Annotated in this window: 9 protein-coding genes and 1 pseudogene; 9 read left to right on the top strand and 1 reads right to left on the bottom strand. The window is 39.9% G+C overall.

The window, feature by feature from the left end; all coding sequences use genetic code 11:
* The 8 genes and pseudogenes from ACXIUD_RS14200 to ACXIUD_RS14165 all read left to right on the top strand — a co-directional run.
* Positions 1-131: pseudogene (locus ACXIUD_RS14200) on the top strand (IS1595 family transposase); the annotation flags it as partial.
* 225 nt (positions 132-356) lie between these two features.
* The gene (locus tag ACXIUD_RS14195; RefSeq protein WP_458053306.1) at positions 357-3,425 is read left to right on the top strand and encodes a SusC/RagA family TonB-linked outer membrane protein; all 3,069 of its coding nucleotides are present in this window, start codon (positions 357-359) and stop codon (positions 3,423-3,425) included.
* A gap of 12 nt (positions 3,426-3,437) precedes the next feature.
* Complete coding sequence (locus tag ACXIUD_RS14190) at positions 3,438-4,940, top strand: RagB/SusD family nutrient uptake outer membrane protein (RefSeq protein WP_458053305.1); 1,503 nt, start codon at positions 3,438-3,440, stop codon at positions 4,938-4,940.
* Positions 4,941-4,952: 12 nt separating this feature from the next.
* Positions 4,953-5,471: a DUF4843 domain-containing protein gene (locus ACXIUD_RS14185; RefSeq protein ID WP_458053304.1), complete on the top strand. Its 519-nt coding sequence runs from the start codon at positions 4,953-4,955 to the stop codon at positions 5,469-5,471.
* Positions 5,472-5,548: 77 nt separating this feature from the next.
* Positions 5,549-6,217 (top strand): hypothetical protein, encoded by a 669-nt coding sequence (locus ACXIUD_RS14180; RefSeq protein WP_458053303.1) that lies wholly within the window; start codon positions 5,549-5,551, stop codon positions 6,215-6,217.
* 111 nt (positions 6,218-6,328) lie between these two features.
* Positions 6,329-6,748, top strand: coding sequence for a 6-pyruvoyl trahydropterin synthase family protein (locus ACXIUD_RS14175; protein WP_458053302.1), 420 nt, complete (start codon positions 6,329-6,331; stop codon positions 6,746-6,748).
* Positions 6,749-6,812: 64 nt separating this feature from the next.
* Complete coding sequence (gene lpxB / locus ACXIUD_RS14170) at positions 6,813-7,925, top strand: lipid-A-disaccharide synthase (protein ID WP_458053301.1); 1,113 nt, start codon at positions 6,813-6,815, stop codon at positions 7,923-7,925.
* Between the two features lie 33 nt (positions 7,926-7,958).
* A complete protein-coding gene (locus tag ACXIUD_RS14165) occupies positions 7,959-8,849 on the top strand; it encodes a flavin reductase family protein (protein WP_458053300.1) in 891 nt (296 codons plus the stop codon).
* 550 nt (positions 8,850-9,399) lie between these two features.
* Here ACXIUD_RS14165 and sppA read toward each other — a convergent pair.
* Positions 9,400-11,160, bottom strand: a complete 1,761-nt coding sequence (sppA, locus tag ACXIUD_RS14160; RefSeq protein ID WP_458053299.1) for a signal peptide peptidase SppA — start codon at positions 11,158-11,160, stop codon at positions 9,400-9,402.
* Between the two features lie 72 nt (positions 11,161-11,232).
* Between sppA and folK the strand changes: the two genes are divergently transcribed.
* Positions 11,233-11,724 (top strand): 2-amino-4-hydroxy-6-hydroxymethyldihydropteridine diphosphokinase, encoded by a 492-nt coding sequence (gene folK / locus ACXIUD_RS14155; RefSeq protein WP_458053298.1) that lies wholly within the window; start codon positions 11,233-11,235, stop codon positions 11,722-11,724.
* Positions 11,725-11,916 lie beyond the last annotated feature (192 nt).

The following is an 11,916-nucleotide window of genomic DNA, read 5'->3' as shown; positions in this document are numbered from 1 at the left end:
TATCAGAAAGGATGATGCAGAACTATCTTGATGAATTCTGTTATAAGCTCAACAGAAGATATTTCGGTCAAAAACTATTTGACAGGCTCATCATTGCTTCTATTTATCCATACTGGCATGATTGCGGATAATCATAAAAAAAAATTATCTTTTCCATAACAGGTCTATATGTTTTTAAGAAGTTTTTAGTCTTCTATTTTTAAGTAAAAAGACAAATTTAATTTTACTGTAAGGGTTAAATCCGAATTTTCTTGAAATCAATACACGTACATCTAAGTGGAAATTTTTCGAATGGTTTTGCATAATATCAACTTAATAGATAAAATTGAGGCATCGTTAAACCAAAAAAACTAATTATGAGGAAAGTTTTACTTCTAGGACTTGCGCTCTTGTTTGCTACTGCTTCGGCGTTTGCACAAGGTCGTGTAGTGACTGGAACGGTAACATCCGGTGAGGATGGCATGCCAATTCCAGGCGCTTCAGTCATAGTGAAAGGTACCACTATTGGTACTGCTACCGACTTAGACGGTAAGTATTCACTAAACGTTCCACAAGGCAGCAATGTGCTTGTGTTTAGCTTCGTGGGTTCCACAACCCAAGAACTAACTATCGGTAACCGTTCTCAGGTCAATGCCGTCTTACAGCCGGATACTAGAAACTTGGAAGAGTTTGTAGTAACAGGTTATGGTGTTCAGCCTAAGAGAGAGGTGACTGGTGCGGTTTCATCTGTAAAAGGTGAATTGATCGAAAACCTACCATTACAGTCTTTTGACCGTGCCTTGCAAGGTCGTGCTGCTGGTGTACAGGTAAGATCTAACAACGGTCTACCAGGTGGTGCCGTAAACATCCGTATTCGTGGTGTGGGTTCTATCAACGCTGGTAACGAGCCATTATTTATCATCGATGGTGTTCAGATGAACAACACCTCCAATGCTAACTTTACGCAATCCAATCCATTAGCGTTTTTAAACCCTAATGATATCGAGTCTATGGAGATCTTGAAGGATGCTGCTTCCGCTGCGATCTACGGTTCTCAGGCAGCTAATGGTGTTGTTATCATTACTACCAAAAGAGGTAAGCAAGGGAAAGCAAGATTTGAATTCAATGCATTTGCCGGAGAAACTCAACCAATCAAGTTTTTGGATGTCATGAATGGACCAGAATGGTATAATATGAGAACTGAAGCTTTGACAAATGGTGGTGCTGCGACTCCTCGTGCAACGGCTTTGTTAAACATGGGCCGCCGTCCAGCCGATTGGCAATCACTCACCAATGATCAGTTAGATGCGATCGGAAATGGTTTGCAATCTTATGATTGGCAGAGAGAATTGATGGGTAGAGGAAATCTTCAGAATTATGAACTTTCTGTTTCTGGAGGTGATGCTAAGACTACATTTTTCATCTCTGGTTCTTACAACTACCAAGAGGCATCTTTCCGACCAGTGGATTTTGAAAGAGGAACTGTTAGAGTGGCTTTGAGTCATCAAGCCAATCAGCGTTTAAATATTGAAACTTCATTAAACCTATCTACATTCCAGCAGAATGTACCGTTTGCGGTTGATGGAGCGTTCTTAGGTTCTCCTCAATTCTCTTCTTCAGCAATCCTACCTCACAATCCTATCAGGAATGAAGATGGTTCATTTAATACAGCGATCTTCGGTACATTAGGCCAGAATGTAGCTCTTGTGAATGAGTTTAATACAGGTTTGCAGAGAACTAATACGGTTGTGGGTAATATTGTAGCTAACTACAAAATCGCCGATAACATAACCTTTAGATCCCTCTATGGATTGGATTACAGATTATTACAAGGAGATAGATATCTCGATCCACGTACTCCGGACGGAGCTGGTGTACAAGGGCGTAATTCTGTACAGTCCGACTGGAGAACTCGTTTCATCACTACTCAGACATTGAACTGGAATAAAACTTTTAATAATGTTCATAATGTATCTGCATTAGTAGGGGGTGAATTTCTTTCTGAAACAAGAGAAGGTATTTCAGGTGCTGGTATTGGTTTCCCAACATTCCAATTTAGAACTATTCAGTCTGCGGCGACTCCTGAGTCTATCACTGGTTTCTGGACAGGTTATAGAAGAATAGGTTTCTTTGGATCTGCTAACTATGATTACAAGAAAAAGTATTTATTTACTGCCACAGCCCGCTACGACGGATCTTCCCGTTTCGGTGCTAACAACAGATTTGGTTTATTCCCATCTGTTCGAGGTGGTTGGAATATCGTTGAAGAAGGTTTCCTAAAAGATAGTGAGACTGTTTCAGACTTAAAGTTAAGAGCTTCTTGGGGTCGTACAGGTAATGACCAAATTGGTAACTTTGCTGCAAGAGGTTTATATGGCGGTGCTGGAAACTATAGTGGACAGGCTGGTATCAGACCTTCATCCCTTGCTAACCTTGAGTTAGGTTGGGAAACAAACGAAACCGTAAATATTGGTTTGGACTACGGTTTCTTTGGAAACAGGGTTACCGGTGCTGTCGATGTATTTGATAGAAGAACTAAGGATCTTTTGTTGAATCAGCCAATTCTTTGGACAAATGGTTTTGGTTCTATCTCCAATAACGTAGGTGAATTGCAGAATAAAGGTATTGAATTGGAAATTACGACTGTGAACATCGATAGAGCTGGTTTCAAATGGACTTCATCATTTAATTTTACTAGAATTTGGAATAGAATCATCAGCCTTTATGATGGTTTAGACGCACTTCCTGCAAACCCAGGTCTTGCAGTTGGTCAGCCAGTAGGTAACCCTGGTACAGATGGAGTTGCTGCTCCAGGTTCTTGGTTCCAAGCTGAATTTGCTGGTGTTAACCCTGCTACTGGTCGTCCAATGTGGTTTGATATCGATAGAAATATTACTTATCTACCGTTAGCAGCTGACAGGGTTTACTTGGGTTCTAACCTATCTACTCACTTCGGTGGTTTTAACAATACCTTCTCTTATAAAGGTTTTGATGTAACAGCTTTCTTTACTTATGAGTTTGGTGCTGTGGTATCTGATGGTCAGTTCAACTTCTTAAATGAATTAGGAACACGTTTGACTTTAAATGGATTGAGAGAAGTGTATGACGCTCGTTGGACTGAGCCTGGACAAATCACTCACGTGCCACGTTTGTTTGTTACTGCAGCAGGTAATGCTAATGAATTCAGAAGCCAAAGCAGAAACTTTGGTTCAGCTACTCTATTAAAGGCTGATTTTATCCGATTAGCTCAGTTGACATTTGGTTATAACTTCAAGCCGTCTATGTTGAAAAGCTTAGGTTTGTCTAGAGCAAGAGTATATGCACAGGGCTTGAACTTGTTGACATTCTCTGACTATCCTGGATATGATCCTGAGTTTGCGGGTGCAGCAACTGGTGCTACTCCATTGACAAGAAACATCCAGTTCGGTGTTCAAATAGGATTCTAAAATATATTAGATATGACAAGAATAAATTATATTACTAAAATTGTTTTGTCCTTCTTCTTGGCAAGTACATTATTGCTCACTTCTTGTGAGGACGCCTTGCTAATTGATCCAAGACAATCTATAGATGCTGATGGAGCTTTAAATACGCCGGATGGTGTTGATGCAGCTTTGAATTCAGTGTATGCACGTTTGAGATCTACCGCGAATTATGGAAGAAACATGTTCGCTGTATCCGATGCATTGGCTGATGTAGGTCAGACTACTAATAATTCAGGTCGATTGATCGGCGAATTCAATAACAATCCAGGAGCTCATCACGGTAATTGGCAAAACTCCTATTTCGCTATCAATGAAGCTAATCTCATTTTGGATGCGCTTTCACGAGGTGTTACAGGTGCTTCTGCTGCTCAACTTGCCCGTTGGGAAGGCGAAGCTAAATTTTTAAGAGGTTTGTATTATTTTGACTTAATCAAAATATATGCATATATGCCTACTGCAATCTATTCACCTGGTGTAGTTGACGAAGGTGGAGTTCCATTGGTACTTGAAGGTGTAATTACTTCTCAAGCTGCTTTTTCTAGACAATCTCCGCGTGCTACAATTAATCAGGTGTATGATCAAGTTTACAGCGATTTGGAAGATGCTAAGCGTTTGCTGACGGCTAGAGGTACCCAGTTTGGATCTTCTGCTGCTGCGTCTGCTTTACTTTCAAGAGTAGCACTATATAGAGGTGATTGGACTAAGGCTGTTGCTGAATCAACTACTGCATTAAATTCAGGTGTTGGTACTGTTCTTGGTGGAGAAGCGTATGTTGCTGGTTGGAGAGTTGATATTCATCCTGAGTCCATGTTCGAAGTTCGCTTCGCAATTGCTGCTGAATCAATTGGTGTAAACGAGTCACTTCAGTCTTCTTTTACAACCATTCTGAATCTTGGCGGTAGCAAAAACGCTCAAGGTGGGTGGGGTGATTTTATCCCTAATCCAACTGTTCGCGGTTTCTTCGGATTAACTCAAGTGCAGGTAGCTAATGTTCCAGGTGCTAACAATGATAACTGGGATGTTACTAGAAATGAAGATGTTCGTGGTTTCTTGTATACTACTGGTAATTCTAATAGAGGTGCTGGTCGTCAGATTGAGTGTATCAAGTTTGCTTCTAAAAATGGTTTCGCCTACGGTGATAACGTTCCTGTAATTAGAAAATCTGAAATGCATTTGAATAGAGCTGAGGCTAATTTCCATCTTGGTAATGTAACAGATGCTCTTGCTGAATTGAACGCTTTCAAAGGTTTGAGAGGCTTAGCTCCTGTTGAATTGACTGGTGAGGCTTTGTTAAACGAGATCTTGTTGGAGAGATTTAAAGAGTTTGCATTTGAAGGGCAGCGTTTCTTCGACTTGAAGAGATATGGAAGAGGTCCTAAAGCAAATGTTGCTTTTGATGATTTCAGAATCTTACCTCCAATCCCTCAAAGAGAAGTGGATGGTAATGTCAACTTAAATCAAAATAGAGGCTATTAATAAATAAAGAATATGAAAAGAATAGTTAGTGTATTTTCAATGGTTGTAGCCTTGTTTTTCTCATCCTGTTTAGAACAAGACTTAGCCTTATGGGACGGCTCATTAGTTGAGTGGGATGCTACCGTAGTAAATAACCCTGCTGCTGGTAGAACTTATCCACTATTGGCGAGACAGCCTAGACCATTATTTCCTTTGGTTACGACTGGAGCTGCTGCAGATCCTCTGATCACTAGAGCTTCCGGTACTGTAACGCTTAGAGTTAATTTTGTTGCTCCTCAACGAGCGAATGATGAGACGATTACCTATCGCGTAGTTGAAGATGAATCAACAGCTGTCGCTGGAACTCACTTTAATGCAACAGGTACCGCTGTAATTCCTGCTAATTCTAGCTTTGCTGATGTAACCATTCAGATATTAGACCCTGGTGCCACTTCCGGATCAAGAGTACTTGTTCTTGAACTTGAAGGTAATAATACTATCCAACCTTCTGAGAGATACAAAAAAGTGGGAATTAGTATTGCGCAAAATTAAAAATTAAGGTATATTTGGTTTAATAAAAGGCTGGCATTTATGTCAGCCTTTTTTGATAACTAAACCATTTTAATGTTATGAAGAACGTTGTAAAAAGTTTACTAGTAGGTATTGTGTTCGTGTTGTTGTTTCATACTTCATACGCACAGTTAAGTTTATTAAGAGATGTTAGTAATGGGATGCCTGTAATGGCCAATTCTTTTCCTGATGTAAAGGGTTCTCCATATTGGGGTGATTTTTCAATGGGCAGGGTGATCTTTACTGAGAAGGATACTGTCAAAAATTTGATGGTTGCTTTCAATGCTTATAGTCATCAGCTGGAATATCGAATCGAAGGAAATCAACTGGCCTATACACCTAAAATGATACAGGGTTTTATTGTCGAAGACCAAGGAAGACAGGCAGTTTTTAAGTCCGGTTATGATATTCCTAGAGTAGGTACCAATCGATTTGTGGAGGTTATGGTTGATGGTGATTATACCTTAATTGAACATAAATACAAAATCATGGGTGATGATCCTTCTGCTGCTTACGGTTCTCAGCGTTCTAGAATGTTTTTGAATCGTGAAGAGTTGTACGTGGTTAAAGATGGTGTTGTCATGCCATGGAAAACTAAAAAGAAGGATCTAGAAGCTATCTTTGGTGATGACTATGGCCGCTTCAAAAAATTAGAAAATGAATATGGCTTTGATTTAAAAGATAAAAGTGCTGTGCGACGATTGATTCTGTTAATGAATGCACAATAATTACTAAGGCTGTCTTAGATATCAATATGAATTCTAGACAGTCTTTAGTTTTTTTCATATTATTATTTGCAAGTCTTTTTCTTTACTTTTGCATCTCAATTGAAAAACGGGATGGTACACGTTTGTAGAAAAGAGCATTTTAACGCTGCACATAAGCTTTGGAATCCGAATTGGTCCGAAGAAAAAAATAAAGAAGTATTTGGGCCTTGCGCTAATGTTAATTGGCATGGGCATAATTTTGAGTTGATTGTAACGGTTAAGGGTTTACCTGATCCAGAAACAGGCTTTGTTGTCGACCTAAAAGACTTAAGTAAGCTCATCAAAGAATTAATCATTGACAAAGTAGATCACAAAAATCTCAACTTAGATGTGGATTTTATGACTGGTAAAATGGCTAGTTGTGAGAATTTAGTCATTGAATTTTGGAAGATTTTGGCTCCTGCTGTGAATGCTATTGTACCTCATGGAAGTTTGCATAAATTGACCTTGTATGAAACACCTCGCAATTTCGTGGAATATTACGGAGAGTGAGTTTAAGGAAGCAATTACTAAAGGAGACAGTTAAGATGTCTCCTTTTTTTATTTTCTTTGAGATATGAAATACTATCTAATTTCTGGGGAACGAAGTGGAGACCTTCATGCATCAAATTTGATCCGTTCTATCCAAGAGAGGGATACACTAGCTGTATTCAAAGGTATGGGTGGTGATTACTCCATAGAGGCAGGTTTAAATGCTACCGTTCACTACCAGAAAATAGCTGTTATGGGATTTTTAGAAGTATTATTAGGCTTTCGAAAAGTACTCCGCTATCTGTCCCTTGTTAAAAAGGACATTGAAATCTTCCGGCCGGATGTAGTGATTTTGGTGGATTATGGTGGGTTTAATATGAAAATTGCTGCCCATGCCAAAAAACTTGGAATAAAAGTGCACTATTATATTCCACCAAAAATATGGGCATGGAATCAAGGAAGGGCCAAAAAACTTGCCCGAATTACAGATGCTGTTTATTGTATCTTGCCATTTGAAGAGGAGTTTTTTCAAAAATTCGGTATAAATGCCTCTTATGTCGGTAATCCATTGTTGGATGAAATTCAGAAGTTTGAGCCTCATCCTTTTTTCTTTCAAAAAAACGAATTAAGCTATCAGCCAATTATAGCTTTGCTTCCGGGAAGTAGAAAACAGGAGGTACAAGCTATGTTAGGAAGGATGATTGAGATCGTCAAACGCTTTCCTCAAGCTCAATTTGTCATTGCTGGGGTAAATAATCTTCCTGAGGCAATCTATGCAACTGCTATCAAGGTAGGTATCCGAGTTGTTATCGACCAAACATACGATTTACTCAAACATTCGATAGCGGCTGTCGTTACTTCAGGAACTGCCACCTTGGAAACTGCCCTATTCCGAGTACCTCAGGTGGTGGTATATCGGACAAGCGGTATTTCCTATCATATTGGGAAGCATCTGATCCGTGTACCCTTTATTTCCTTGGTTAACCTCATCGCTGGAAAGAAGGTCGTAACCGAGCTGATTCAGAATGATTATTCCATGGATCGATTGACAGATGAATTGAATCGTATGCTGAGTAATGTACAGGTGAAAGCGACGATTTATGAAGGTTATGATTTGATCCGGGAAAAAATCGGAAGTCAATCAGCATCCGAACATACAGCGGAGTTGATCGTACAGGCAGTGAAAAAAAACTCTTAATTTATTGAAATAATAGTTCTTTTGAACATACCTATGAAAACAATCAATCCAAAAGAAATCAGTACACAGGAGCTACATGGATATCTCCTAGGAGCGATAAGTCCACGTCCAATAGCCTTTGCAAGTACTATTGACAAGGAAGGAAATGTCAACTTAAGTCCCTATAGTTTTTTTAATATTTTCGGTTCCAATCCTCCCATTCTTATTTTCTCTCCCGCTCGCCGCGTGCGTGATAATACTACTAAGCATAGTTTGGAGAATGTATTGGAAGTTCCGGAAGTGGTCATCAATATGGTAGATTATGCCATGGTCGAGCAAATGTCCCTGGCAAGTACGGAGTATGACAAGGGTGTCAATGAGTTTGTAAAAGCAGGTTTAACGGAAGAGGCTTCCAGCATGGTCAAGCCGCCAAGGGTAAAAGAGTCACCTGCTGCTTTTGAATGCAAAGTTTTGCAGGTAATACCCACGGGCGAAGAAGGTGGTGCGGGTAATTTGGTCATGTGTGAAGTAGTTTTGGCGCATTTTCATGATCATATTTTTGATAATCAGGGAAAAATTGATCCATTCAAGATTGACACAGTAGCGCGAATGGGGGGTGATTGGTATTGTAGAGCAAATGGATCTGCCTTATTTGAAATCGAAAAACCTGTGAGGAATAAGGGGATTGGTGTAGATGCAATTCCTGACCACATCCGGTATTCTGTGGTGTTGACGGGAAATCATTTAGGAAAATTGGGGAATGTGGAATTGCTTCCCTCGGCTGATGCTATTGCTGAGCGCTCCTCACATACAGATATAGTAGACCTCAAGAAGCGGTTACAGCAAGATGAAGAGGGGTATCGCTATCACTTGCATCTGTTGGCTAAAGATGCCCTCGATGCGGGTAAGATTCAGGAAGCATGGGAAATTCTCCTTCAAGAATAAGGTTCTCACAGATATAGGAGATTAAGCGGATTTCACGCAGAATGTAAAGAGGTTCAAGTCTTCAGGCACACTTGATGCGGAGAGACTTGAATCTTTAATTTTTTGATGTCTTCATGTATTAAAAATCTTTTCCCGTTCCTTATTTCACGCAACGAGCGCAACGATTGGTCGCTGCGCTCGCAAAGTGGGCTGTCCGCAGATTTCACAGATCAGCACAGATAGGATAATTTGAAAACAATTTAGCCATTTTCTTCTGAGATATTTGAGACTTTCGAGACCATCCATCTCAGCGTTCTCAGCGTCAAACTTTGGGTCCTTTGCGGTTGCTTTTCCCGATAACTAATCTCAGCTCCAAAATCCCCTAAATCTAAAATCTAATCCCGATAGCTATCGGGACTAAAATCTAAGATCCAACCCCTCATCTCCTCTATGAGCCCAATTGAGTCTTACTTCTTGGCTCTTGAGTCTTGTGTCTAAACTCTTGTTTCTTGCTTCTTGTCTCTTGTTTCTTATTTCATTTCATCCTTCCTCCCTCATCCTTCCTCCTTTATTATCTCACTTCAATATCATACGGCAAACGTACCATTACCCCTTTGTACTGATTGACTCTCTCAACCTGCTTCATGATTGGATACAATTCACCATATTTTTTGGTGTTGTAGAAGGCTTGTACGTCATTGGTGAATTGATTTAAGAAGCGCTCAAACCAAGGTTTGGATTCAGGGTAATAGATGATTCTGTAATCCTCTGCAATATCAGCCTTGGTAGCGGCAATTTTAATGGCATCTTCCAGACCACCAAGCACATCAACCAATCCAATTTCTTGAGCCCGTACACCCGACCACACACGTCCAGAAGCTACTTCCATCACAGCTTCTTTGCTCATATTTCTTCCGGAGGATACACGACTTAAAAATGTATCATATCCTTGTTCTACTTGATTTTGGAAGATTGCTCTTTCTCCATCTGTCAATTTTCTGGAGAGGCTTCCAAAGTCAGAAAATTCTCCTGTTTTTACTACATCTGTTGTGATGCCCAATTTATTATTCAAAAGGCCTTGAGCATTAAACCACAATGCGAAAATCCCTATGGAACCTGTTATAGTGTTTGGTTGTGCTACTATGGTATCCGCTGCTGCTGCGATGTAATAGCCTCCAGAAGCTGCAACTTCTCCCATAGAAGCGATCACAGGTTTCACTTTGCTGCATTCCTCCAGTTCTCTCCAAATCACTTCGGATGCTAATGCTGAGCCTCCAGGGGAGTTGATACGGATGACTACTGCTTTGATATCATCGTTTTTTCTGGCTTTGCGAACCTCCTGCTTGAATATCTCCGAGCTGATAGCGTCCTCTGCTCTTCCATCCACAATATCTCCTTCTGCAATAATTACGGCAATTCTATTTTTTGATAACTTGTTTTTGGACGAAGTTGCAGCATTCATACGGGTAACATTGATGAGATTGATTTTATCATCTTCTTTTAGACCCATTTTTTCCTTCATGTGATCTATCACCTGATCTTCATACCAAAGGTTGTCCACCATATTTAAATCAATGGCATCCTGAACTTTTCTTACCAGCATCTGCTGATTGATTTCGGTAATTCTGTCTAGTGCAATAGACCTGCTTTCACTGATTTCTTTCAGTGCGATGTCATTTAAGTCATTTAGGAAGGTTTCCGTTTGTAGCCTGTTTTCATCGCTCATTTTATCCAATAAAAAGGGCTCAACGGCACTTTTGAAATCTCCCACACGGAAAACCACCGGTTCTACTTCGATTTTTTGGAACATGCCCTTCAAAAACACCACTTCCGATGCAAAACCATTGAATTCCATCATACCGGAAGGGTTTAAATAGATTTCATCAGCAACAGAACTGAGATAGTAGCCACTTTCTCCATATACCTCATCGTAACTGATGATAAATTTACCGGAGTCTTTAAAATCCAATAAGGCATCTCTGATTTCTTTCAAGCCAGCTTGGCCGGCAGTAAAAAAACCAGCCTTCAAATAAATACCTTTGATGTTGTCATTATCCTTGGCTGCATTGATCGCTCTTTTGATATTGGTTAATCCCACGGTCGATACCCCTCCAAATAAGCCTACTGATGAAAAGTCAGGGTCATTATCGTTGGTGCGCTCTACAAGCACTCTTCCATTGAGGTTGAGTTGAAGGACTGTGTTTTCCTTCACTTTGACTTCGCTATCTGAAGCAGAAATCGCTGCAATGATGCCTGCAAGAATGAAAAAGCTGAGAACAGAAAATACGAGTAAGCCTACGATGACGGCTAAAACATTTCCTAAGAATTTCATAGTTTTTTTGGTTAAGTGCCTAAAATTACTGGTTTTTTACTAAAGTTGTATCTTTCTAAGCGTAACATGTAAATGGAAACAGTAGTTTTGATTTTGGGGGGGAATTTAGGTGATCGGGAAAAATTGATTTTGGAAGCAAAACGACAACTCAGCAATATAGTAGGGGAAATTGTCCAAGAATCCAAAATCTATGAAACTGCTGCTTGGGGAGGAGCCTCTGAGGGGAATTACCTGAATCAAGTGTTGATCTTGGAGACCGATCTGAAAGCATTAGAAATCCTCGAAGTTATTCAATCAATAGAACAGGCGCTTGGTAGAGAGCGAATACAGAAATGGGGTAATCGCACCATGGATATAGATATTTTGTATTTGGGGAAACAGATTATCCATGAGCCTCAGCTCATAGTTCCACACCCGTATATTTCAGTGCGGAAATTTGTTTTAGTTCCTCTAGTGGATGTTTTGCCCGATTTTATCCATCCAATACATCAGAAGAGTCATCTTGAATTACTGGAGCAATTAAATGATGATTTGGATGTCATAGAATTCAATGCCTCCAGCTAAAGCAGGAGGCAATTGATGGTTTCTCTGTAAAATAATTTTTGTAGGGTTATCCTATCAATAGGGTTGTGGCTTTTGTCCAACCCATCGAATGGAATCCACCTTTAGAAATCCATTCCAGAATAATTGGCTAAAGCCAAAATGAATTGGATAATTATTTTTTGGCCTCCAGCTAAAGCAGGAGGCAATTGATGG

Source organism: Mongoliitalea sp. (genome assembly GCF_054166905.1).
This window is presented reverse-complemented; position numbering and strand designations above follow the sequence as displayed.

What these genes read in the sequence shown, in the direction of transcription:
- ACXIUD_RS14165 (WP_458053300.1), top strand. Translation starts at nt 7,959, where the DNA reads ATGAAAACAATCAATCCAAAAGAAATCAGTACACAGGAGCTACATGGA.
- ACXIUD_RS14185 (WP_458053304.1), top strand. Translation starts at nt 4,953, where the DNA reads ATGAAAAGAATAGTTAGTGTATTTTCAATGGTTGTAGCCTTGTTTTTC.
- ACXIUD_RS14180 (WP_458053303.1), top strand. Translation starts at nt 5,549, where the DNA reads ATGAAGAACGTTGTAAAAAGTTTACTAGTAGGTATTGTGTTCGTGTTG.
- ACXIUD_RS14190 (WP_458053305.1), top strand. Translation starts at nt 3,438, where the DNA reads ATGACAAGAATAAATTATATTACTAAAATTGTTTTGTCCTTCTTCTTG.
- folK (WP_458053298.1), top strand. Translation starts at nt 11,233, where the DNA reads ATGGAAACAGTAGTTTTGATTTTGGGGGGGAATTTAGGTGATCGGGAA.
- lpxB (WP_458053301.1), top strand. Translation starts at nt 6,813, where the DNA reads ATGAAATACTATCTAATTTCTGGGGAACGAAGTGGAGACCTTCATGCA.
- sppA (WP_458053299.1), bottom strand. Translation starts at nt 11,160, where the DNA reads ATGAAATTCTTAGGAAATGTTTTAGCCGTCATCGTAGGCTTACTCGTA.
- ACXIUD_RS14175 (WP_458053302.1), top strand. Translation starts at nt 6,329, where the DNA reads ATGGTACACGTTTGTAGAAAAGAGCATTTTAACGCTGCACATAAGCTT.
- ACXIUD_RS14195 (WP_458053306.1), top strand. Translation starts at nt 357, where the DNA reads ATGAGGAAAGTTTTACTTCTAGGACTTGCGCTCTTGTTTGCTACTGCT.